18 protein-coding genes and 1 pseudogene are annotated in these 23,595 nt (G+C 60.9%); 9 read left to right on the top strand and 10 right to left on the bottom strand.

The features are described from left to right. The 4 genes from secD to queA all read right to left on the bottom strand — a co-directional run bounded on the left by secD (nucleotide 1) and on the right by queA (nucleotide 4,506). Nucleotides 1-1,848, bottom strand: coding sequence for a protein translocase subunit SecD (gene secD, locus ACTJJ6_RS10480; protein WP_004940390.1), 1,848 nt, complete (start codon nucleotides 1,846-1,848; stop codon nucleotides 1-3). 24 nt (nucleotides 1,849-1,872) lie between these two features. Further along, nucleotides 1,873-2,205, bottom strand: a complete 333-nt coding sequence (gene yajC, locus ACTJJ6_RS10475; RefSeq protein ID WP_004940391.1) for a preprotein translocase subunit YajC — start codon at nucleotides 2,203-2,205, stop codon at nucleotides 1,873-1,875. Between the two features lie 33 nt (nucleotides 2,206-2,238). Further along, entirely contained in the window at nucleotides 2,239-3,363 is a 1,125-nt protein-coding gene (gene tgt, locus ACTJJ6_RS10470) for a tRNA guanosine(34) transglycosylase Tgt (protein WP_004940392.1), read from the bottom strand. Nucleotides 3,364-3,435: 72 nt separating this feature from the next. Further along, a complete protein-coding gene (gene queA / locus ACTJJ6_RS10465; protein WP_016928878.1) occupies nucleotides 3,436-4,506 on the bottom strand; it encodes a tRNA preQ1(34) S-adenosylmethionine ribosyltransferase-isomerase QueA in 1,071 nt (356 codons plus the stop codon). A gap of 120 nt (nucleotides 4,507-4,626) precedes the next feature. On the opposite strand from queA, the gene ACTJJ6_RS10460 reads away from it, so the two are divergent. From ACTJJ6_RS10460 to ggt, 3 genes are all read left to right on the top strand, one after another. After that, nucleotides 4,627-5,208: an ACP phosphodiesterase gene (locus ACTJJ6_RS10460; RefSeq protein ID WP_079449610.1), complete on the top strand. Its 582-nt coding sequence runs from the start codon at nucleotides 4,627-4,629 to the stop codon at nucleotides 5,206-5,208. Nucleotides 5,209-5,437: 229 nt separating this feature from the next. Further along, the gene (locus ACTJJ6_RS10455) at nucleotides 5,438-6,040 is read left to right on the top strand and encodes a peroxiredoxin C (protein ID WP_004940403.1); all 603 of its coding nucleotides are present in this window, start codon (nucleotides 5,438-5,440) and stop codon (nucleotides 6,038-6,040) included. 234 nt (nucleotides 6,041-6,274) lie between these two features. Then, nucleotides 6,275-8,038 (top strand): gamma-glutamyltransferase, encoded by a 1,764-nt coding sequence (gene ggt, locus ACTJJ6_RS10450; RefSeq protein WP_440801335.1) that lies wholly within the window; start codon nucleotides 6,275-6,277, stop codon nucleotides 8,036-8,038. A gap of 53 nt (nucleotides 8,039-8,091) precedes the next feature. Here ggt and malZ read toward each other — a convergent pair whose 3' ends face one another. Then, nucleotides 8,092-9,915, bottom strand: a complete 1,824-nt coding sequence (malZ, locus tag ACTJJ6_RS10445) for a maltodextrin glucosidase (protein WP_261105917.1) — start codon at nucleotides 9,913-9,915, stop codon at nucleotides 8,092-8,094. Nucleotides 9,916-10,160: 245 nt separating this feature from the next. On the opposite strand from malZ, the gene ACTJJ6_RS10440 reads away from it, so the two are divergent. The 4 genes and pseudogenes from ACTJJ6_RS10440 to ACTJJ6_RS10425 all read left to right on the top strand — a co-directional run bounded on the left by ACTJJ6_RS10440 (nucleotide 10,161) and on the right by ACTJJ6_RS10425 (nucleotide 12,443). Beyond that, nucleotides 10,161-11,417: a mechanosensitive ion channel family protein gene (locus tag ACTJJ6_RS10440; RefSeq protein ID WP_016928882.1), complete on the top strand. Its 1,257-nt coding sequence runs from the start codon at nucleotides 10,161-10,163 to the stop codon at nucleotides 11,415-11,417. Between the two features lie 132 nt (nucleotides 11,418-11,549). Beyond that, nucleotides 11,550-11,819 carry a hypothetical protein gene (locus tag ACTJJ6_RS10435; protein ID WP_016928883.1) on the top strand — a complete coding sequence of 90 codons (270 nt, stop codon included), beginning with the start codon at nucleotides 11,550-11,552 and terminating at the stop codon, nucleotides 11,817-11,819. A 58-nt stretch (nucleotides 11,820-11,877) separates the two neighbouring features. Next, nucleotides 11,878-12,156: pseudogene (locus tag ACTJJ6_RS10430) on the top strand (type II toxin-antitoxin system RelE/ParE family toxin). Continuing rightward, complete coding sequence (locus ACTJJ6_RS10425; RefSeq protein ID WP_025160069.1) at nucleotides 12,156-12,443, top strand: HigA family addiction module antitoxin; 288 nt, start codon at nucleotides 12,156-12,158, stop codon at nucleotides 12,441-12,443. Before ACTJJ6_RS10430 ends, ACTJJ6_RS10425 begins: the two are co-directional and overlap by 1 nt. Nucleotides 12,444-12,488: 45 nt before the next feature. On the opposite strand, the gene proY is transcribed toward ACTJJ6_RS10425, so the two are convergent. The 5 genes from proY to phoB all read right to left on the bottom strand — a co-directional run bounded on the left by proY (nucleotide 12,489) and on the right by phoB (nucleotide 18,779). Continuing rightward, nucleotides 12,489-13,895, bottom strand: coding sequence for a proline-specific permease ProY (gene proY / locus ACTJJ6_RS10420; RefSeq protein WP_028128209.1), 1,407 nt, complete (start codon nucleotides 13,893-13,895; stop codon nucleotides 12,489-12,491). A 73-nt stretch (nucleotides 13,896-13,968) separates the two neighbouring features. Continuing rightward, complete coding sequence (gene brnQ / locus ACTJJ6_RS10415; RefSeq protein ID WP_016928887.1) at nucleotides 13,969-15,285, bottom strand: branched-chain amino acid transport system II carrier protein; 1,317 nt, start codon at nucleotides 15,283-15,285, stop codon at nucleotides 13,969-13,971. 486 nt (nucleotides 15,286-15,771) lie between these two features. Beyond that, a complete protein-coding gene (locus tag ACTJJ6_RS10410) occupies nucleotides 15,772-16,734 on the bottom strand; it encodes a PstS family phosphate ABC transporter substrate-binding protein (RefSeq protein WP_016928888.1) in 963 nt (320 codons plus the stop codon). A gap of 14 nt (nucleotides 16,735-16,748) precedes the next feature. Further along, nucleotides 16,749-18,065 (bottom strand): phosphate regulon sensor histidine kinase PhoR, encoded by a 1,317-nt coding sequence (gene phoR, locus ACTJJ6_RS10405; protein WP_004940434.1) that lies wholly within the window; start codon nucleotides 18,063-18,065, stop codon nucleotides 16,749-16,751. Between the two features lie 24 nt (nucleotides 18,066-18,089). After that, nucleotides 18,090-18,779 carry a phosphate response regulator transcription factor PhoB gene (gene phoB / locus ACTJJ6_RS10400; protein ID WP_004940438.1) on the bottom strand — a complete coding sequence of 230 codons (690 nt, stop codon included), beginning with the start codon at nucleotides 18,777-18,779 and terminating at the stop codon, nucleotides 18,090-18,092. A 215-nt stretch (nucleotides 18,780-18,994) separates the two neighbouring features. Here phoB and sbcD point away from each other — a divergent pair, with 215 nt between their 5' ends. Then, entirely contained in the window at nucleotides 18,995-20,227 is a 1,233-nt protein-coding gene (gene sbcD, locus ACTJJ6_RS10395; protein WP_147882278.1) for an exonuclease subunit SbcD, read from the top strand. Then, entirely contained in the window at nucleotides 20,224-23,475 is a 3,252-nt protein-coding gene (gene sbcC / locus ACTJJ6_RS10390) for an exonuclease subunit SbcC (protein ID WP_440801328.1), read from the top strand. The genes sbcD and sbcC overlap by 4 nt, the downstream gene beginning before the upstream one ends. Nucleotides 23,476-23,595 lie beyond the last annotated feature (120 nt).

Genomic DNA, 23,595 nt, shown 5'->3' with positions numbered 1-23,595 from the left:
TCAGATAGACAGCTTGTTAATGCGTTTGCCGCCGTAAAGCAGGTTGACGATGGCACGGGTACCGACAATCGCGGTGAACATGGACGTCGCCACACCGATAGCGGTGGTGATCGCAAAGCCTTTGATCGAACCGGTGCCCACTGCGTACAGGATGACCGCGGTGATCAGGGTGGTGATGTTGGCATCGACGATACTGGAGAACGCGCCTTTATAGCCCTCATGGATCGCCTGCTGAACGGACCGGCCGTTCTTCAGCTCTTCCTTGATACGTTCGTTAATCAGTACGTTGGCGTCAACCGCCACCGCCAGCGTCAACACGATCCCGGCGATACCCGGCATGGTCAGCGTCGCCCCCGGCAACAGGGACATCACGCCGACGATCAGCACCAGGTTGGCGACCAGCGCCGTGGTGGCGATCACGCCGAACTTACGGTACCAGACCACCATGAAGACGATAGACGCCACCAGGCCCCACAGACAGGCTTCCAGACCTTGGGTGATGTTCTGCTGACCCAGGGTTGGGCCGATGGTGCGCTCTTCGACGATCTGAATCGGCGCGATCAACGCACCCGCACGCAGCAGCAGCGAAAGCTGACGCGCTTCGTTCGGGTTGCCGATGCCGGTGATGCGGAAGCTGTTGCCCAGACGCGACTGAATGTTCGCCACGTTGATCACTTCTTCCTGTTTCACCAGCACCGCACGGCCGTTAGCGTCTTTCTTGCCGCTGTCCTTATACTCCACGAACAGGGTCGCCATCGGCTTGCCGATGTTATCCTTGGTGAAGTTGGACATGGACGTGCCGCCGGCGCTGTCCAGCGAGATGTTAACCTGCGGCTGGTTGTATTCGTCGGTGCTCGAGGTGGAGTCGGTGATGTGGTCACCGGTCAGGATCACGCGCTTGTACAGCACGATCGGCTGGCCGTCACGGGTGTATTTCACCTCGGAGTCGCCCGGCACGCGGCCGTTGGCCGCCGCAGTGGCGTCCGCATTGGTGTTCACCAGGCGGAACTCCAGGGTCGCGGTGGCGCCCAGAATTTCTTTGGCGCGCGCGGTGTCCTGAATGCCCGGCAGCTCAACCACGATGCGGTCGGCGCCCTGGCGCTGCACCAGCGGTTCGGCGACGCCGAGCTGGTTGACGCGGTTACGCAGGATAGTGATGTTCTGCTGGACGGCGTATTCGCGCGCTTCGCTCAGACGGGCGTCCGTCAGGTTGGCTTTCATGGTGTTGGCGCCGTTGGCGGACAGCACCAGATCGCGCTGACGCGGACCGATGTAGCTGATGGCCTGATCGCGAGCCGCATCGTCGCGGAAGCGAACTTCCACGCCGTTGTTGTCCAGCTTGCGGATAGACGCGTAAGGAATGCCCTTCTCGCGCAGCTCGCTGCGCAGGGTATCCATGGTCTGTTCCTGCAGCTTGCTCAACGCGGTGTCCATGTCCACTTCCATCAGGAAGTGTACGCCGCCGCGCAGGTCCAGGCCGAGTTTCATCGGCTCTGCGCCCAGCATGGCCAGCCAGGTCGGCGTGGCCGGCGCCAGGTTCAGCGCCACGACGAATTTGTCACCCAGCTCGGTCACCAGCGCTTCGCGGGCGCGCAGCTGAACGTCAGGATCTTTAAAGCGAGCCAGGATGGCGCCATTTTCCAGCGCAATCGACTTGCTCGCGATGTTGTCTTTTTCTAATACGGTACGGACCTGGTCCAGCGTAGTTTCACTGGCGGCGACGCCGCGCGCGCCAGTGATTTGTACGGCCGGATCCTCACCGTAGATGTTGGGAAGCGCATAAAGCAGACCGACGAGGATCACGACGATCAACATCAGATACTTCCACAAAGGATAACGGTTTAGCACGGCAATTCCCTTCGGGAAAAAAGATTACAGGGCCTTCATGGTACCTTTCGGCAGAACGGCCGCCACGAAGTCACGCTTGATCATCACTTCCGTGGTGTCGTTCAGCGCGATGGCGATGATGCCGGTGTCGGCCACTTTGGTCACTCGACCGATCAGGCCGCCGGTGGTCAGCACTTCGTCGCCTTTACCGATGGAGTCCATCAGCTTCTTGTGATCTTTAGCGCGCTTCTGCTGTGGGCGCAGGATCATGAAGTAGAAGATCAGGCCGAACACCACCAGCATAATGATCAGAGAGTACGGGCTTCCCTGAGCCGGAGCCCCTGCGGATGCGACGGCGTCAGAAATGAAAAAGCTCATTGAAATTCCCTCATTAAGTTATCAATTATTAGATCAAGCGTTTAAAGGCGGAATCGGCTTGCCGATCCGACCATAGAAATCCGCAACAAACTGCTCTAATTTACCCTCTTCGATAGCCTGGCGTAAACCCGCCATCAGGCGCTGGTAGTGACGCAGGTTATGAATCGTGTTCAGTCGAGCACCCAATATTTCGTTGCAACGGTCGAGATGGTGCAAGTAGGCGCGGCTGTAATGGCGACACGTGTAGCAATCACAGTCCTTATCCAGCGGAGACGTATCATCCTTGTGCTTGGCATTACGGATTTTTACCACACCGTCAGTCACGAACAAATGGCCGTTGCGGGCGTTGCGGGTCGGCATGACGCAGTCGAACATGTCGATGCCGCGACGCACGCCTTCCACCAAATCTTCCGGCTTGCCGACGCCCATCAAATAGCGTGGCTTATCTTCCGGAATTTGCGGGCAAACGTGTTCAAGAATGCGATGCATATCCTCTTTCGGCTCGCCTACAGCCAAGCCGCCCACAGCGTACCCGTCAAAGCCGATATCCACCAGCCCTTTGACGGAAACATCACGTAAATCTTCGTAAACGCCGCCCTGAATGATGCCGAACAGCGCATTTTTATTTTCCAGCTCGTCGAAACGCTTGCGGCTGCGCTCCGCCCAGCGCAGCGACATTTCCATCGAACGCTTGGCGTAGTCCCAGTCGGCCGGGTACGGCGTGCATTCGTCGAAGATCATCACGATGTCGGAACCCAGGTCATACTGGATTTCCATCGATTTTTCCGGGCTCAGGAACACCTTGTCGCCGTTGATCGGGTTGCGGAAGTACACGCCTTCCTCTTTGATCTTGCGCATCGCCCCCAGGCTGAATACCTGGAAACCGCCGGAGTCGGTGAGGATCGGGCCCGGCCACTGCATGAAGTCGTGCAGATCGCCGTGCAGTTTCATGATCTCCTGGCCCGGGCGCAGCCACAGGTGGAAGGTGTTGCCCAGCAGGATCTGCGCGCCGGTCTCTTTCACTTCTTCCGGCGTCATGCCCTTGACCGTACCGTAGGTGCCGACCGGCATAAAGGCCGGGGTTTCCACCACGCCGCGGTCGAAAATCAGGCGGCCGCGGCGTGCGCGGCCATCGGTAGTTTGTAGTTCGTACTTCACAAAGCCTCCAGCATCAGAGAAACAGTCTGATGTCGTTGAAACGGGGCCGCGCCGTAGGCGCAGCCCGGGAAATTAACCGCCGACGGACTCGTTTTCCGCCTGCGGGTTACGGCTGATGAACATCGCATCGCCGTAGCTGAAAAAGCGATACTGCTCGGCCACCGCCTGCTGATAGGCGTTCATGGTATTTTTATAGCCGGCGAAGGCCGATACCAGCATGATCAGGGTCGATTCCGGCAGGTGGAAATTGGTCACCAGCGCGTCGATCACCTGGTAGTGATAACCTGGATAGATAAAGATGCTGGTATCGCCGAAGAACGGCGCAATCAGCGCCTCTTTGCTGGCCGCCGCGGCGCTTTCCAGCGAACGCACCGAGGTGGTGCCCACCGCCACGACGCGCTTGCCGCGCGCTTTGCAAGCCAGCACCGCATCCACCACGTCCTGCGGCACTTCGGCGTATTCGGCGTGCATCACGTGATCTTCGATGGTTTCCACGCGCACCGGCTGGAAGGTGCCGGCGCCGACGTGCAGCGTCACGAACGCCATTTCCACGCCTTTGGCGCGCAGCGCCGCCAGCAGCGGTTCGTCGAAGTGCAGGCCGGCGGTCGGCGCGGCGACCGCGCCCGGTTTCTCGCTGTAGACCGTCTGATACAGCTCACGGTCGGCGTCTTCATCCGGGCGAGCGATATATGGCGGCAGCGGCATGTGGCCGGCCGCGTTAAGAATGGTGAATACGTCGCGTTCGTCGTTGAAGCGCAGCTCGAACAGCGTCTCGTGGCGCGCCACCATGGTGGCGGCGATGCTCTCGTCATCCCCCAACAGCAGCTCGGCGCCCGGCTTGGGCGCTTTCGACGCGCGCACGTGCGCCAGCACGCGATGGTCGTCCAGCACGCGCTCCACCAGCACTTCTATCTTGCCGCCGCTGACCTTGCGGCCGAACATGCGCGCCGGGATCACGCGGGTATTGTTGAACACCAGCAGGTCGCCGGCTTCCAGCTTATCCAGCAGATCGGTGAATACGCCGTGCGTCAGCGCCCCGCTCGGCCCATCCAGCTGCAGCAGGCGGCATGCGCTGCGCTCGGCCTGGGGATAGTGGGCAATCAGGGATTCGGGAAGTTCAAACGAAAAATCAGCGACGCGCATGGGTATTCACTTCTTCAATTTAAGGCTGGTTGGTAAAAAACAGGCGGCCTAGTCTAAAGCCGGGGGCGGTCAGCGGCAAGAAATAAGGAGGATTTGCCTGACTTCAGGTATAGTTGAGGGATGAATTTTCTCGCTCACCTTCACCTGGCCATGCTGGCAGACAGCTCGCTGCTGGGCAACCTGCTGGCCGATTTCGTTCGCGGCAACCCCGCCGCCGACTACCAGCCCGAGGTCGTGGCCGGCATCATGATGCACCGCCGCGTCGACGTGCTGACCGACAGCCTGCCGCAGGTGAAAGCCTGCCGCGACTATTTCAGCGCCCCCTACCGCCGCGTGGCGCCGATCACCCTCGACGTGGTGTGGGACCATTTTCTGGCGCGCCACTGGCAACAGTTGGAGCCTTCACGCGACCTGCACCAGTTTACCCAGGAAGCCCGCAGCCAGATCGAACCTTACCTGCCGCTCACGCCGCCGCGTTTTCAGAACCTGAACGGCTATCTGTGGCCGGAACGCTGGCTGGAACGCTACGCCGAATTGCCGTTCATCGCCCGGGTATTGCAGGGCATGGCCAGCCGCCGTCCGCGCCTCGAAGCGCTGGCCGGCTCGTTCGCCGACGTCGAACAACATTATCATCAGCTTGAAACACAATTCTGGCAGTTTTATCCGCAAATGATGCAGCAGGCGAAGGAAAAAATGCTCTGAGGTCAAGCCCAAGCGTTTGAAATTGCAGCGCATTGCAAGAATTTACGTTTTGCCGCTTGCCCTTTTGCAGGAAAAGGTTATTTTTAAAGCTTGATAAATTATATCAACGACTTTGATAGGTAAAAGCTATCTCATTGATTGGTCTTTTACCCTTTATTCACCAAGTCATGGCCCCTATACTGGCCCTTGTTTTTACATCCACCCTTTAACACCTATTACAGGAGTAATTATGGTCCTGGTAACTCGTCAAGCCCCTGACTTCACTGCAGCTGCCGTACTGGGTAGCGGCGAAATCGTTGAAAACTTCAACCTGAAGAAGCACCTGAACGGCAAACCGGCCGTGCTGTTCTTCTGGCCAATGGACTTCACCTTCGTATGCCCTTCCGAGCTGATCGCTTTCGATCACCGCTATGAAGAGTTCCAGAAGCGTGGCGTTGAAGTGGTTGGCGTTTCCTTCGACTCAGAGTTCGTCCACAACGCATGGCGTAAAACCCCTGTCGACAAAGGCGGCATCGGTGAAGTGAAATACGCAATGGTTGCTGACGTTAAGCGTGAAATCCAGAAAGCTTACGGCATCGAACACCCGGAAGCCGGCGTTGCGCTGCGCGGCTCCTTCCTGATCGACAAAGACGGCATCGTGCGTGCTCAGGTTGTTAACGACCTGCCAATCGGCCGTAACATCGACGAAATGATCCGTACCGTTGACGCGCTGCAATTCCACGAAGAGCACGGTGAAGTCTGCCCGGCTCAGTGGGAAAAAGGCAAAGCAGGTATGGGCGCTTCCCCAGACGGCGTGGCAAAATACCTGTCTGAAAACGCTGCCAAGCTGTAATTTCAGCCTGATAGTGAATCAACCGGCCCACGCGGCCGGTTTTTTTATGCCCCTTTTTGGGGCAGACCGCCCGCCTTCAGTGCTTTATTTCCCTGTTTCCGCTCACATTTCCCGCCCAGTTCGCCGCGCGAATGCCCATCTGCGGCTACTATCAATAACGCTGGCTCGCGCTTTGCAAGCGAACAGCGGCAAGCAAACACAACACAATAAAAAACTGACAGGGTAGGAATAACTATGTTTTTACAGAAATGGAGCAAACCCCTGACCATGGCGGCGCTGCTGGTCAGCGGCAGCCTGTATGCGGCATCCAACCCAGCGGTGGAAGCCCAAAACGGCATGGTGGTCACCTCGCAGCATCTGGCCTCGCAGGTCGGGGTGGATATCCTGAAGATGGGCGGCAACGCCATCGACGCCGCCGTGGCGGTCGGCTATGCGCAAGCGGTGGTGAACCCCTGCTGCGGCAACATCGGCGGCGGCGGCTTTATGACCGTCCACCTGGCGGACGGCACCGATACCTTCATCAACTTCCGCGAAACCGCGCCGGCGGCGGCCAGCGCCAACATGTATCTGGACGCCGACGGCAAGGTGAAGAAAGACGCCAGCCTGTACGGCTATCTGGCGGCGGGCGTGCCGGGCACCGTGCTGGGGATGGAAACCGCGCGTGAGAAGTACGGCAAGCTGAGCCGCGAACAGGTGCTGGCGCCGGCGATCAGGCTGGCGCGCGAAGGCTTTGTGCTGACCCGCGCCGACACCGATATCCTCGACACCACCATCGCGCGCTTCAAACAGGATCCCGAGTCGGCCAAAATCTTCCTGCGCCCGGACGGCAGCCCGCTGCAGCCGGGGGACAAGCTGGTGCAAACCGATCTGGCCAACACGCTGGAAGCCATCGCCAAAGGCGGAACCGACGCCTTCTATAAAGGCAAGATCCCGCAGGCGGTAGAGGCGGCGGCCAAACAGGGCGGCGGCATTTTGACCGCCGCCGACTTCGCCAACTATAAAGTCACCGAAACCCCGCCGATCACCTGCAGCTATCGCGGCTACAAGTTCGTGTCAGCGCCGCCTCCCAGTTCCGGCGGCGTGACGCTGTGCGAAATCCTCAACGTGGTGGAAGGCTATGATCTGAAAAGCATGGGCTTTAACTCGGCGGCGGCCATTCACACCATGACCGAAGCGATGCGCCATGCCTACATGGATCGCAACACCTACCTCGGCGACCCGGAATTCATCAAGAACCCGATCGACCGGCTGGTGAGCAAGAGCTACGCCGAGCAGATCCGCAAGAAAATCGTCGCGGACAAGGCCACGCCGTCGGAAAATGTGCAGCCCGGCATGGAACCGCATGAGAAGCCGGAAACCACCCACTATTCGATCGTCGACCATGACGGCAACGCGGTCTCCACCACCTATACCGTCAACGGCCGCTTCGGCGCCGTGGTGATCGCACCGGGCACCGGCTTCTTCCTCAACGATGAGATGGACGATTTTACGGTCAAAGTGGGCGAGAAAAACCTGTACGGGCTGGTGCAGGGCACCGCCAACAACATTGCCCCCGGTAAGCGCCCACTATCGTCAATGAGCCCGACGCTGGTAACCAAGGACAACAAGATCTTTATGGTGCTGGGCTCGCCGGGTGGTTCGCGCATCATCACCATCACCCTGCAGACCGCGTTGAACGTGATCGACCACGGCATGGCGCCACAGGAAGCGGTGGACGCGCCGCGCATCCATCACCAATGGCTGCCGGATGAGGTGTACTACGAACAGCGCGGCGTTTCCGCCGATACGCTAAAACTGCTGAGCGGCATGGGCTATAAGATGGTCGAACAAACGCCGTGGGGCGCCGCCGAACTGATTCTGGTCGGTTTGCCGGGCGCGGCGGGCGTCAGCCCGGCCAACTCCGGCAACGATTCGGCGGTTTCCGGCAAAGTGCGCGAAGGTTACCTGTACGGCGCCAACGACGTGCGTCGCCCGGCAGGCTCCGCGGTCGGTTACTGATGTAAACGCCCACTCACCTTAATCGCGGGGGCCCTTCGGCCCCCGCAGTTCCCTTAGCCTTCACAGCGCCACACGGTGGCCGATTCTTCCGCCAGCTGCAGGCGCAGCCCGCCGGCCGTTTCGCTCAACTCTCCCCGCCCTTCCACGCGCCGCCACGGGCCGCGGGCCAACAGCGGGTTGTGCGGCAGCTGCGCCTGGCCGCTGCCGTCACGCTGCAGCGCCACCAGCACCTGCTCCTGCTGATACAGGCGCACGAACACCAGCGTTTCTCCGCTGGCGTACAGCACCTGACAGCCGCCGCGACGCAGCGCCAGGCTCTGTTTACGCAGCGCCGCCATGCGCTGGAACAGCGCCAGCAGCGGCCGATCCCAGTCGCCGACGTCCCACGGGAACGGCTTGCGGCAGAACGGATCGTTGCCGCCGTCCAGACCAATCTCATCGCCATAATAGAGGCAAGGCACGCCGATCCAGCTCAGCAACCACACCGCCGCCATCTGCATGCGCGCCGCGTTCCCCTGCAACAGCGTGAGGAAACGCGCGGTATCGTGGCTGTCCAGCTGGTTGAACTGGATCAGCTGGCGGCCGTGCGGCAACCCGGCGCGGTAGCCGTCCATCCACTGCGCGCATCCGGCGGCGTCCAGCCGCACCGGGTGATAAGCCACGTCCAGCCCCGCCAAAAACGCCCGCACCGGCAGCGCGAACCCCATGTAGTTCATCGCCGCATCCTCCACGCCGGCGTGCAGCCAGCGGCGCGCGTCGCCGAAGTGCTCGCCCAAGACATAGGCCTGTGGATTCTCCTGCTTCACCGCCTGATAGATGCCCGCCAGGTGACGCAGGTTGCCGGCAGCGCCGCCGTTCTCCCCCAGCATATGCACCACATCCAGCCGCCAACCGTCGATGCTGTACGGCGGGCGCAGCCAGTGGCGCACCACGCTGCCTTCCCCGCGATAGATCGCTTCCGCCACCTGCGGCTCGGCGAAGTTGAGCTTCGGCAGGCTGGCGTTGCCCTTCCAGTCGAGCGCGCGGCCGTCCGGGTAGAAGTTGAACCAGCCGCGATACGGCGAATCGGGGTGGTGGCAGGCGCCGTTTTGCCCTTGGCGATGGCGGTCGAACCACGGATGCGAGTCGCCGGTGTGGTTGAACACCCCGTCCAGCACCAGTTTCATGCCTACCTTGTGAGTGCTCACTCGCAAACGCTGCAGCGCCGCGTTGCCGCCGAAGTGCGGATCGACCTGGTAATAATCCTCGGTATCGTACTTATGCACGCTCGGCGCGGTAAAAATCGGGTTCAAATACAGCGCCGTCACGCCCAGCTGCTGCAAATACGGCAGTTTGGCGCTGATGCCGTCCAGATCGCCGCCGTAAAAGGTCGAGGCGGCGTGGCGATCCTCCAACGGGTGCTGCCAGTCGCGCCGAATCACCTCGGCGCCGGCCGCGTGATGGCGATAGCTGCCGCTCTGGATGCCGTGCTCGCCGCCGCTGCTGGCGAAGCGATCGGGGAAAATCTGGTAGAACAGCTGATCCGCCACCCACGCGGGGCCATTGTCAGGATCGTCGACGGCGAACTGCGCCAGCTGGCCCGGCGGCGTTGGCGACCAGCCCTGCGGGCCGAACCACTGTTGGCGATCGGCCCACAGCAGCTTGAAGCAGTAACGCCGCGTCGGCTCGCCCTCATTCAGCGTCAGGCTGGCCTGGTAGCGCCGCATCCCCTCGTGGCGCTGCGCTTTCATCGTCAGCAGCCACTCTTCGTTGTCCGGTTCGGCGCGCAAAAATACCCGTTCCGGCAGTTCATCCCCTTGTAACCACAGCGTGATATCCAAACGTTGCCCTTGTTTCACCACAAAAGGCGGGACCGGTTGATGCCAGGCGTTAAGCATACTGTTCTCCTGCTGTACCAAACGAAATCGACGGCGTTCTTCAAAAACGAACAATGCCACGTTAAGTGCAACTCCCCCTCCTCTCTGGCCGCAAAACCCGGGGATGAGCCGGGGGGCGGAGACTGAAAAATAACGCTAACTTGATGTAAAAAAAGGTAAACAGGCACAAATCCTGCACGTTACCCCTTAGGCTAACGCGTTTTAAGTTTACAGGATATTTTTTGCGCATTTTTTAAGGAGCGGTAATGCAACAACAGATAACGCGCTGGCTGGAACAGTTTGGTTTGGAATTCGGCGGAGTGATGTCGCTGTTGATGGTATTGGGATTGATTGTTCTGATCTCGGTCGCGATCCACCTGGTGCTGCACCGGGTGGTGTTGGCGGCCCTTCAGCGCCGTGGCCAGCAGTCGCAGCGCGTCTGGCAACAGGCCATCACCCAATACAAACTGTTCCAGCGCGTGGCGCTGCTGCTGCAAGGGGTGATCATCAGCATCCAGGCGACGCTGTGGCTGCAGAGCGGCAGCCAGACTCAGGCGGTGATCGTCACCGCCGCGCAGGTGTGGATCCTCGCCTTCACCCTGTTGTCGCTGTTCTCGCTGCTGGATACGCTGCTGGCGCTGCTGCGCCAAAGCCCGATTTCCAATCAGCTGCCGCTGCGCGGCATTTTCCAGGGCCTGAAGCTGGTGGCGGCGATCCTGATCGGCATCATGATCGTCTCATTGCTGATGGGCAAATCGCCGCTGCTGCTGCTCAGTGGCCTGGGCGCCATGACGGCGGTCTTGATGTTGGTGTTCAAGGATCCGATCCTCGGACTGGTGGCCGGCATCCAGCTCTCCGCCAACGACATGCTGAAGATCGGCGACTGGCTGGAAATGCCGAAATACGGCGCCGACGGCGCGGTCACCGACATCGGCCTGACCACGGTCAAAGTGCGCAACTGGGACAACACCGTCACCACCATCCCCACCTACGCGCTGATCTCCGACTCGTTCAAAAACTGGCGTTCGATGTCGGAATCCGGCGGGCGCCGCATCAAGCGCAGTTTGAATATCGACACCGGCAGCGTGCACTTCCTGTCGGAAGAGGAACAGCGCCGCCTGCAGCGCAACCCGCTGCTGCACAGCTATCTGAACGTTAAGACCCAGGAGCTGAGCCAGCACAACCAGGAGATCGCCGTCGATCTGGCCTCGCCGCTCAACGGCCGCCGCCTCACCAACCTCGGCACGCTGCGCGCCTATCTGGAAGCCTACCTGCGCGCTCACCCGCGCATTCACCAAAACATGACGCTGATGGTGCGCCAGCTGGCGCCGACGCCGGAAGGCCTGCCGCTGGAAATCTACGCCTTCACCAACACCACGGTCTGGGCGGAGTACGAAAGTATTCAGGCGGATATTTTCGACCATATCCTGGCGGTGATCGACGAGTTCGGCCTGCGCGTGCATCAGACGCCAACCGGCAATGACCTGCGCGGCATGCTGCGACAAAGCGCGAACGCTTCCTGACGTCGGCTGACGTAACTGTGTCTGCTGGTAATTATTCTCTTTCAATTGCCAGCAGATATCTCCATCCCCTTCTTTTCCCCGGCGAAAACGGCGTTAATGCGCCATCACCTTCACCACCGAGAGGGAAAGCCCTTGCTGAAACGGATACGTCATCGGCTGTTTACCCTGCTGGCCACCCTGCTGTTTATCGGCTGCCTGCACAGCGCGTCGCTGGATGAAAGCCGCATGCCCCGCAATCTGCAACCTTCGCTGAGCGCCCTCAGCAGCAACCTGCAGGACATTCGCGAAGTGCTGGCGCGCTGCGCCGGCGAGGAAGAGGAGGAACGGCTGAACGACGGCGGCATGCGCATCGAAGCGCGCGCCGCCGGGGAGGAGGAAGCGGAAGACAAACGCTTGGCATAGCAGGTTAAAAAACGCCCCATCTTGTTGCGCCACACGCAACACTCATGGAGCCATCAGGATGATAAGAAGTTTCAAGCATAAGGGACTCAAAAAGTTTTTCGAAACCGGTTCAACGGCAGGTATCGACGCCAAGCAGGCGAAGAAAATCGCGCTGCGGCTGAGCGTGCTGGATCTGGCGAAAGTGATTGATGACGTAGATCTGCCCGGCTTCTTCTTGCACCCGCTAACGGGCGCTCGCAGCGGGCAGTGATCCGTCACCGTCACCGGCAACTGGCGTATCACGTTTGAACTGGTCGAGGGTGATGTTTATATCGTGAATTATGAGGACTATCACTAATGAACCGCATGCATAATCCTCCTCATCCTGGAGAATTGATCAAAGAAACCATGGAAACGCTGAATCTCAGCGCACGCGCGCTGGCCAAAGCATTGGACGTCGCGCCGTCTACGGTTCAACGCCTGATCAGCGGAAAATCCGATATCTCGCCGGAAATGGCCATCCGCCTGTCCATCGTAATAGGCAGTTCCGAACAGGTCTGGATGGGCATGCAAGATGCTTACGATCTGTGGCAGGCCAGGCAGTCCATCGACGTTTCGAAACTGCGCAAGCTGGACTTCGCTTAACGCCTGCCTCTAAAAAAACACCGGCCTCAGCCGGTGTTTTTCCATTTAGTCTTGCTGCGTCGCCAACGGCACGCGTTTTTTCTGATGGTTGACCTTGAACCAGTACCCCGCCAGCAGCAACACCACCCAGACCAGGCCGGCGTACAGCGAGACGCGCGTGGTCGGGAAGTAACCGATCAGGCCGATGATGAACACCAGGAACACGATCGCCACCACCGAGGTGAACACCCCGCCGCGCAGCGGGAACGCCAGCTGCTTCACCTGCTCTTTGCTCAGGCTGCGGCGGAAGGCGATTTGCGAGAACAGGATCATGATCCACACCCACACGGTGGCGAAGGTCGCCAGGGAGGCGATCACCAGGAACACGCTCTCCGGCATGATGTAGTTGAGGTATACCGCCAGCAGCAGCGCCAGCATCATCACCACCACCGTCACCCAGGGAATGCCGCGTTTCGACACCTTGCTGAACATCTTCGGCGCGTGCCCCTGCTCGGCCATGCCATGCAGCATGCGGCCGACGCCGAACACGTCGCTGTTGATCGCCGACAGCGAAGCGGTGATCACCACGAAGTTGAGGATGCCCGCCGCCACGGTGATGCCCATATGCTGGAAGGTCAGCACGAACGGGCTGCCGTTGGTGCCCACCTGGTTCCACGGGTAGATCGACATGATGACAAACAGCGTGCCGACGTAGAACACCAGAATGCGCCACGGCACCGAGTTGATGGCTTTGGGAATCGATTTTTTCGGATCCTTGGCTTCGCCGGCGGTGATGCCGATGATTTCAATGCCGCCGTAAGCGAACATCACCAGCTGCAGCGACAGGATCATGCCGATAACGCCGTTGCTGAAGAAGCCGCCGTTCGACCACAGGTTATGAATGCCGGTCGGTTGCCCGCCGTTGCCGATACCCCAGATGATGATGCCGATGCCGGCCGCGATCATGATGATGATGGTGGCGACCTTGAAGAACGAGAACCAGAACTCCAGCTCGCCGAATACCTTGACGCTCATCAGGTTGATGGCGCCGATGATCAGCACCACGCTCAGCACCCAGATCCAGTGCGGCACTTCCGGGAACCAGACCCCCATATAGATGCCGAAGGCGGTCACGTCGGCGATGGCGACGATCAGGATCTCAAAGCAGTAAGTCCAGCCGGTGATGTAACCCGCCATCGGGCCGAGGTAGTCCTGCGCGTAGCGGGAAAATGAGCTGGCCTGCGGGTTGTTGACCGACATCTCCCCCAGTGCGCGCATGATGATAAAGGCCACGATGCCGCCGATCAGGTAAGCCAGCAGCACGCTCGGGCCGGCCATTTTGATGGCGTCCGCCGAGCCGTAGAACAACCCGGTGCCAATGGCCGATCCCAGCGCCATAAAGCGGATATGACGCGTGCTGAGGCCGCGTTTCAGCTTATTGTCGGGGGCAGTGGTGGGTGACTGTTGTTGCATGAAAATGACCCATAGTTTTAAACGAAAAAAAGCCACGGACATGTCCGTGGCCCTGGATTTAGCCGGGGGATTATCAGTGCGCGGTCACTTGGGAACGCGTGCACACCCGATCATAAATCGCGACCAGCGCCAACATCAGCAGCGAAGGCGGCAACCATGCCAACCCCTGCTCCGCCAGCGGCAGGTGAGTGGACCAGGCCGGCAGCAGTTGCTGGAAACTGGACGCTTTCACCGCGTCAAGAATACCAAACAACAGGCTGACAAGCATCACCGGCGCAATGATGCGCGGCGCGCTGTGCCACCAACGCAGGGTGAAGCTCAGCACCACCAGCACGATGCACGGCGGATAAATCGCGGTCAGCACCGGAATGGAGATCTGGATCAGGTGGCTCAGGCCGAGGTTGGACACCACCATCGAGAACAGGCCCAGGATAAACACCAGCGTCTTGTAAGAGAACGGCAGGTATTGCGCGAAGAACTCGGCGCAGGCGCAGGTCAAGCCCACCGCGGTCACCATGCAGGCGATGAAGATCAGCGCCGCCAGGAAGAAGCTGCCGAGGCCGCCGAAGGTGTTCTGAACGTAAGCGTGCAGGATCACCGCGCCGTTGGTGGCGTCAGGCACCAGCGCGCCGCTGCCGGAGCCCAGCTTGAACAGGCTCAGATAAACCAGCGTCAGGCCCACGCCGGCGATCAAACCGGCCAGAATGGTGTAACGGGTCAACAGACCGGCGTCTTTCACGCCGCGCGAGCGCGCCGCGTTGACGATAACGATGCCGAATACCAGCGCGCCCAGCGTATCCATGGTCAGATAGCCGTTAACGAAGCCGGAGGAGAAAGGCACGCTCTGATAAGCCGCCGTCGCCGGGATAGGCGCGCCGGCAGGCCACAGCAGCGCGGCGATGCCCAGTACGGCCAGCGCGACGATCTTCAGCGGCGCCAGCACGTGGCCGACGGTATCGAGCAGACGGCCCGGATACAGGGAGATGCCGATCACCAGCGCGAAGTACACCAGACTGTAGATGAACAGCGGCATGGCGCCGTCGCCGGTCAGCGGGGCGATACCCACTTCGAAGGACACGGTGGCGGTGCGCGGCGTGGCGAACAGCGGGCCGACGGCCAGGTAGCAGACGGTCGCCAGCAGCAGGCCGGCGCCGCGGCCGATCGGCGAACTGAGGGCGTCGATGCCGCCGCCGACGCGCGCCAGCGCGATGACGGTGATGACCGGCAGGCCCACGGCGGTGAGCAGGAAGCCCAGCGCAGCGATCCAGACGTGTTCACCGGACTGCAAGCCGACCATCGGCGGGAAGATGATGTTCCCGGCCCCAACGAATAAGGCAAAGGTCATGAAGCCCAGTGCCAGGATATCTTTTGACGTTAAACGATGACTCATACGATGTCGTGTTGCCTGTTCAAATGAAAAAAAATTGTCCGATAGCGTGGTGGCGAAACGCCCCACCCGGTTGCCGGCATGCCCGATCGTCGCAGCGCCAAATAAGCACCCTAAACGCAGTCGATCCGGCGTTTATGTCCCTATTCGAAAGTGGCCGCTCATGAAGATGGGCAAAATTTTAGGAGTTATAAAAATGGAGGTTTAATCCGACAACGAAGGCTAAGGTAAACGTTTATAGCGCTTCAAGGCAAGACGCACGGCGAAAAGCAGAGCTATCGACCATATAAACTTTAGCCACCAGTCGATCATATTGGCTATCAATAAATATACACTACATGATTTGTATCATTTTTGAACAATGAATTCACGAAACGTGAAGCATATATCGCATTACCGCGCGAAAACGCCAATAAATGCCCGGTTTTCGCGTGGTATAAGCTCCGTTTTGCCGTGAAAAAAGGCGAAAATTACGCCGATTTTTGTCGCTTATTGCGCCGTGGCCAGCGCGAGCGGTGGCAACCCGAGCGCCTGACGAGTCTTCTGCAGGGCGGCCGGCGGCAGCGGCAGATAGCCGTCGTGGTTGACCAGGCTTTGCCCTGGTGTCGACAGCACGCGATCGAGGAACGCGGCGGTCAGCGGCTCCAGCGGTTGATTGGGGGCTTTGTTGATGTAGATATACAGATAGCGCGACAGCGGGTAGCGATCGTTGCGCACGTTGGCGGCAGTAGGCGCGACATAGTCTTCTCCCGACTCCGCCAGCGGCAGCAGCCGCACGCCGCTGGCGCGAAAACCGATGCTGGCGTAGCCGATGCCGTTGAGCGAACCGGCCACCGCCTGCACCACCGAAGCCGAACCAGGCAGCTCATTGACGCGCGGCATGAAATCGCCGCCGCACAGCGCGCGCAGTTTGAAATAGCCGTAGGTGCCGGACGCCGAGTTGCGGCCGAAGCGTTGCAGCGAGCGTGTCGCCCAGTCGCCGCGCAGCCCCAGCTCGCCCCAGCGCGTCAGCGGCTGGCTTTCACCGCAGCGCCGGGTGGCGGAGAAAATGCGATCGAGCTGCTGCAGGTTAAGGCCGCGCAGCGGATTGTCCTGATGCACCAACACCACCAGCGCATCCACCGCTACCGGCACCGCCAGCGGCGCATAACCGTAACGGTGTTCGAACGCCGAAACCTCGGCCGCCTTCATCGGCCGGCTCATCGGGCCCAGCTGCGCGGCGCCCGCCGCCAACGCGGTCGGCGCGGTCGACGAACCGGCGGCCTGGATCTGCAGGTTGACGTTGGGATAATGCTGGCTGAAATCCTGCGCCCACAGCGCCATCAAATTCGCCAGCGTGTCGGAGCCGACGCTGGACAGGTTGCCCGCCAACATGCCGTCAGGCTGCGCCAGCGCGCCGCGTCCGGCCAGCAGCGCCAGGCAAAGCAACAGCCCTCGGGTAATTCGGGTCATACCGGTGTCTCGCGTTAATTTTTCACCGCATTCTCTGATAAAGCGGCGGGAACAATCAACCGATTGGGCAAGGTAAAGATAAAGCGGGTGCCGATCCCCGGTTCGCTGAGGATCTCCAGCCGCGCGTCGTGATGGCTGAGCGCGTGCTTGACGATCGCCAGCCCCAGCCCGCTGCCGCCGGTCTGGCGCGAACGGGCCTTGTCGACGCGATAAAAACGCTCTGTCAGGCGCGGCAGATGCTCGGCGGCGATGCCCGGCCCGTTGTCGCTGACCTGGAATTGCGCGCCGTGCGCCGTCTGCTGCCAGCTGACTTCGATATGGGTGCCCTTCGGCGTGTGGTTGACCGCGTTGTACACCAGGTTAGACACCGCGCTGCGCAACTGGTCTTCATTGCCGAACACGTTGAGCTGTTCGTTCACCCGGAAGGTGATCTCGTGATTGCCGCCGCTCAGCGATTGCGCCTCACGCTGCAACACCCGCAGCATCAGCGGAATATCCACCCGCTCGTTCATGTCGACATTGGGCGCCGCCTCGATGCGCGACAGCGTCAGCAGCTGCTTGACCAGCCCGTCCATCCGGCGGGTCTGCTCTTGCATGGTGCTAAGCGCCTTGCTGCGCAGCGAGCCATCCTGCTCTTCGTCGCCCATCATCTCCAGATAGCCCTGCAGCACCGTCAGCGGCGTGCGCAGTTCATGACTGACGTTGGCGAAGAAGTTGCGCCGCGCGCCCTCCAACTGGCGCATCTGGGTGACGTCGCGCGCCACCATCAGCAGTTGCCCTTCAGAATACGGCATCACGCGGAATTCGACGTAGTGTTCGTTGTTCAGCTGCAGCGTCAGCGGGCGCGAAAACTCCTGCTGTTGCAGATAGTGGCTGAATTCCGGATAACGCAGCAGGTTAAGGATGTGCTGGCCGTTGTCTTCCGGCCAGCGAAAGCCGAGCAGATGCTGCGCCAGCCCGTTGCACCAGAAGATATTGCCTTCGACGGTGGTCATCACCACCGCGTCAGGCAGCGATTCGGCCCCGCTGCGAAAGCGCTTGATCAGCAGCGCCAGCTCGCGCCGGCGGCGGCGGTTGCGCTGCTGCATCTGATACAGGCCATAAAACAGCGGCTCCCAACTCCAGCGGCCGGGCGGCGGCGTCATGCTGCGGTCGATCCACAGCCAATGGGAGAGTTTGAGCTGGTTGTAGAAATTCCACACCAGCGCTGCCAGCGCGGAGGCCAGCAGGAACCAGGGCAGATAACCGAAAATCAGCCCCAGCAGTAAGGCGGGCAGACAGAAAAGAGCCAGCTCCAGAGCCAGCCTCTTCCACGACAGACGTTCTAACACGGCATATTCTCCAGCGCGGCGCGATCAGTAGCGCGTTGAGAACCGGTAGCCGGTGCCCCGAACGGTTTGAACCATTTTATCATGCCCACTGGTTTCTAACGCTTTGCGGAGCCGACGGATATGCACGTCAACGGTACGGTCTTCCACATAAACGTTAGTGCCCCAGACGTGATTAAGCAACTGCTCACGGCTATAAACCCGCTCCGGGTGGGTCATAAAGAAGTGCAGCAGCTTGAACTCGGTCGGCCCCATGTCCAGCGCCTGATCATTCGCCATCACGCGGTGGGAGGACGGGTCCAGGCTCAGCCCTTGCATTTCAATCACCTCCTCCACCGCCATCGGCGAAATGCGGCGCATGACCGCCTTGATGCGCGCCACCAGCTCCTTCGGCGAGAACGGCTTGGTGATGTAATCATCCGCCCCCACTTCCAGGCCGCGCACCCGGTCTTCTTCTTCGCCGCGCGCGGTCAACATCATCACCGGGATATCGCGGGTCAGCGCTTCGCGCTTCATATGTTTGATAAACTGAATGCCGGAACCCCCGGGCAACATCCAGTCAAGCAACACCAAATCAGGGAACGGCTCAGACAGACGCGTCACGGCGCTGTCATAATCCTCGGCTTCCAACGGTTGGTAACCATTCTGTTCCAACACAAAGCACACCATCTCACGGATCGGCGCTTCGTCTTCCACCACCAGTATGCGTCTTGCCATCGTCAATCCTGCCAATGTGTTAGCGACTTTTCGGGCGCCATTATGCGTCAGTTTTGTGACACTTTTATGAAAAAAACCGGCTGTTATAGGCAGTAAGCATAGCGATTATTTCCCGCAGTAAAGAAAAATCATCCGGTTGTCATCATCATTGCGCCGGGACAGCCGCCGCCGCGGCCTTTATAATCATCGCCATTATCTTTGCATCCGGGAGTGTCATGCGCCTGATCCACACCTCTGACTGGCACCTTGGCCAGTACTTTTTCACCAAAAGCCGCGCCGCCGAGCACCAGGCTTTTCTGAACTGGCTGATCGAACAGATCGAACAGCAGCAGGTGGATGCGCTGATCGTCGCCGGGGATCTGTTCGATACCGGCTCGCCGCCCAGCTATGCCCGCGAGCTGTACAACCGCTTCGTGGTGGAACTGCAGCGCACCGGCTGCCAATTGGTAGTGCTGGGCGGCAACCACGATTCGGTCGCAACGCTGAACGAATCGCGTGAACTGCTCTCTTGCCTGAACACCACGGTGATCGCCAGCGCGCAGGGCGCCCCGGAACAACAGATCGTGGTGCTTAACCAACGCGACGGCCAGCCGGGCGCGGTGCTTTGCGCCATCCCGTTCCTGCGGCCGCGCGACCTGCTCACCAGCCGCGCCGGCGAATCCGGCGCGCAGAAACAGCAGGCGCTGCAGGAAGCCATCGCCGAACATTACCAAGCGCTGTATCAGGCGGCCTGCGAGCGCCGCGACCAGCTGGGCCTACCGCTGCCGATCGTCGCCACCGGCCACCTGACCACCGTCGGCGTCACCACCTCCGACTCGGTGCGCGACATCTATATCGGCACCCTCGACGCCTTCCCGGCGCAGGCCTTCCCGCCCGCCGACTATATCGCGTTGGGCCACATTCACCGCGCGCAGAACGTCGCCAAATCGGAGCATATTCGCTATAGCGGCTCACCGATCCCGCTCAGCTTCGATGAGCTGGGCAAAGCCAAAAGCGTCTTCCTGGTCGATTTCGCCGACGGCGCTTTGCAGCGGGTAGACGCGTTAACGATCCCGCAGTTTCAGCCCATGCAACTGATCAAAGGCGATCTGGCCGAGATCGAACGGCAGCTGCGGCAATTTGCCGACTATGCCGGCGAGCTGCCGGTGTGGCTGGATATCGAAGTGGCGACGCAGGACTACCTCAGCGACATCCAGCGCCGCATCCAGCTGATGGCGGATGAGCTGCCGGTGGAAGTGGTGCTGCTGCGGCGCAGTAAAGAGCAGCGCCGCCAGGCGATCGCGCAGCAGGATAAAGAAACGCTGAACGAGCTGAGCGTCAACGAGGTGTTCGAACGGCGTCTGACACAGGAGGCCGACATGCCCGAAGCGCGCCAACGGCGGATGCACCAACTGTTCCGCCAGGTGGTCGAAGCGGTGCAGCACAACGCCGAGGAGACCAACCCATGAAGATCCTCAGCCTGCGGTTAAAAAACCTCAACTCGCTGCAGGGCGAATGGAAAATTGACTTCACCGCCGAGCCGTTCGCCAGCAACGGCCTGTTCGCCATTACCGGCCCGACCGGCGCGGGCAAAACCACCCTGCTGGACGCCATCTGCCTGGCGCTGTACCACCAGACGCCGCGCCTCAACGTCACGCCGAGCCAGAATGAACTGATGACCCGCCACACCTCCGAATCGCTGGCGGAGGTTGAATTCGAGGTCAAGGGCGTCGGCTATCGCGCCTTCTGGAGCCAGCGCCGCGCCAAAAACGCGCCGGACGGCAATCTGCAGGCGCCGAAGGTCGAACTGGCGCGCCGCGAGGACGGCAAGATCCTGGCGGACAAGGTGCGCGACAAGCTGGAGCTTACCGCCGCCATCACCGGGCTGGACTTTGGCCGCTTCACCAAATCGATGATGCTGTCTCAGGGGCAGTTCGCCGCGTTCCTCAACGCCGACGCCAACGATCGCGCCGAACTGCTGGAAGAGCTGACCGGCACCGAAATCTACGGGCGGTTGTCCGAACAGGTGTTCGAGTCGCACAAGCAGGCCAAAACCGACCTGGATGCGTTGCATCAACGCGCCAGCGGCATCGAACTGCTGAACGACGAGCAGCGCCAGTCTCTGGCCGAACAGCTGATGGCGCTGAGCGCGCAGGAAATCGCCCTCGGCGAGCAAACCCAGCGGCAGCAACAGGCGCTGAGCTGGCTGCAGCAATGGCAACGCCTCCGGCAACAGCAAAGCGAGGGGCAATTGCGGCTGGACACCGCCCAGCGCGAGCAGGCGGAGGCCGCCCCGCAGCTGCAGCGGCTGGCGCGCAGCGAACCGGCCGAGAAATTGCGGCCGCTGCGCGGCGAACGCGATCGTTGCCGCGCCGAGCTGCAGACGATACAACAGCAGGCAGCCCAGCTGACGCAACAACAGGAACAGCACTCGGCGCAGCTGGCGCCGCTGCAGCAGGCGGTGGAAAAAACCCGTCTGGCGCAGCAAACCCATGCCGAGCATATGCGGCAACAGCAACAGTTGATCGATGACCAGGTGGCCCCGCTCGACCATCAAATAGCCCAACTGCAGTCGACACAGGCCGAGCGGCGACAGGCCGGCGATGCCGCCGCGCAGCAATGCGCCCAGCAGCAGACCGCGCTGGAGCAGCTCACCGCCCAGCGCAGCCAACTGACGACGCAGGCCGCACAGCATCAGCAGCAGTTGAACGCGCTGACCGAAGCGCTGGCCGTTCAACAACAGCAGCAACAGGCGCTGGAGGCGCAAACGCCGTTGGCCCCGCTGCGCCAACGCCTGAGCGCCCTGGCGGATCTGCGCCCGACGCGCCGGCAGTTATTTGCTCTCGCTTCTTTATCGCAGCAAATCGTTAAACGGCTGGAACAACAGCGGCAAGAGCTAAACAGCGGCCAACATGAACTTACCCAGTTGGAACCACAGCTAGAACTCATCCGTCAGCAATTTAAGCAGCAGAAAGCCCACCAGGCCGATGTTGAAAAAACCTATGCGCTGGAACAACGGATCGTGGGTCTGGAGGCCGAGCGCGCCCGTTTGCAACCCGGCGCCCCCTGCCCGCTGTGCGGCTCATGCGAGCACCCGGTAGTAGAACAATACCAAGAGGTAAAACTGTCAGAAACCGCGCAACGTTTGGAGCAAATGAAAGTCCAGACCGAAGCATTGCAAAAACAAGGCGTCGAGCTGCGAGCCCGTTACGACAACCTGCAACAGCAATTGCAGCGTCAGCAGCAAACCATCGCGCAGGATGAACAACAGCTGGCCGGCCAACAGCAGCAGTGGCGGCAGCTCAGCGCGCCGTTGGCGTTCGACTTTACGCTGGCGGATGGCGAGCAACTCAGCGCCTGGCTGAACGGCTGCGACGACGAAGAACGGCGCGGGCAACACGCGCTGCAACAGCATGAACAGGCGGCGCAGGCGGTACAGCAGGCGAAGGATGCGCTCATCGCTCTGCAAACGCAGCAGCAGCAGACGCAGCAACAGCTGGCGTTGCTCGAAGAACGCTTTACGCTGCTGCAGAAAGCCCACGCCGACAGCCTGCAACAGCAGCAAGAGCTGCATCAACGCTGGCAAGAAGGCGAGAAGACCCTTGCCGAACGACGCGCGCAGCGGCTGGCGCTGTTCGGCGAACAGCAGGTCGCCGAGGTGCGCGAACAGCTGCGCGCCAAACAAACCGCCTGCGAACAGGCCAGCGTTCAGGCCGCCGAGCAGTGGCAAAAGGCGCAGGAACTGCGCGAACGCCTGGCCGGCCAGCAGGCCGGGCTGCAACATCAACACACTCAGATGCAGGAGCGGCTGCAGCAGGCGCAGCAGCAGTGGCAGCAGGCGCTGGCCGACAGCGAATTCGCCGATGAAACCGCCTTCACCGCCGCGCTGCTGGACGATGTCCTGCGCCGCGAATTGCAACAGCGCAAAGAACAGCTGCAACAGCGGCAGGTGGAGGCCGCCGCCCTGCTGACGCAGGCGACGCAAACGCTGGAGCAGCACCGGCAAAACCGCCCTGAAGGGGTGGATGAAGCCAACGCGGATCTCGATGCGCTCACCCAATCGCTGGCCGAACTGGCACAGCAGTTGAAGGCGCTGCAGCTGCGCCAGGGCGAACTGCGCAACCAGCTGGAAAGCGACGCCGAACGCCGTCTCAATCAACAGGCGCTGTTCGAGCAGATCGCCCGCAGCCAGCAAGACTACGACGACTGGAGCTGCCTCAACCAGCTGATCGGCTCAAAAGAGGGCGACAAATTCCGCCGCTTCGCTCAGGGGCTGACGCTCGATCATCTGGTGTATCTGGCCAACCTTCAACTCGGCCGGCTGCACGGGCGCTACCTGCTGCAGCGTAAGACCAGCGACGCGCTGGAGCTGCAGGTGGTGGACACCTGGCAGGCCGACGCGCTGCGCGATACCCGCACCCTGTCCGGCGGCGAGAGCTTCCTGGTCAGCCTGGCGCTGGCGCTGGCGTTGTCCGATTTGGTCAGCCACAAAACCAGCATCGACTCGCTGTTCCTCGACGAAGGTTTCGGCACGCTGGATGCCGAAACCCTCGATACCGCGCTGGACGCGCTGGACAGCCTGAACGCCTCCGGCAAAACCATCGGCGTGATCAGCCACGTCGAGGCGATGAAAGAACGCATTCCGGTGCAGATCAAGGTGAAAAAGGTCAACGGGCTCGGCGTCAGCCGGCTGGAGGCGCACTTCAGGCTGGAATGATCCCGCCGCGCGCCGCGCAGAAGTGTGACCGCGGCGGCACTCCGCGGTGAAAAGCGTTGAGCCGCGGCGGGCACGGGTTATTATGCCAGCATAACAGGATTGTTACTGTATCCCCTCCGC

Source organism: Serratia sp. 22278, assembly GCF_052045405.1.
In the GTDB taxonomy this organism is placed as follows: domain Bacteria; phylum Pseudomonadota; class Gammaproteobacteria; order Enterobacterales; family Enterobacteriaceae; genus Serratia; species Serratia marcescens.
Note: the sequence above shows the minus strand (reverse complement) of the source record. Positions and strands in the feature narration are given on the sequence as shown.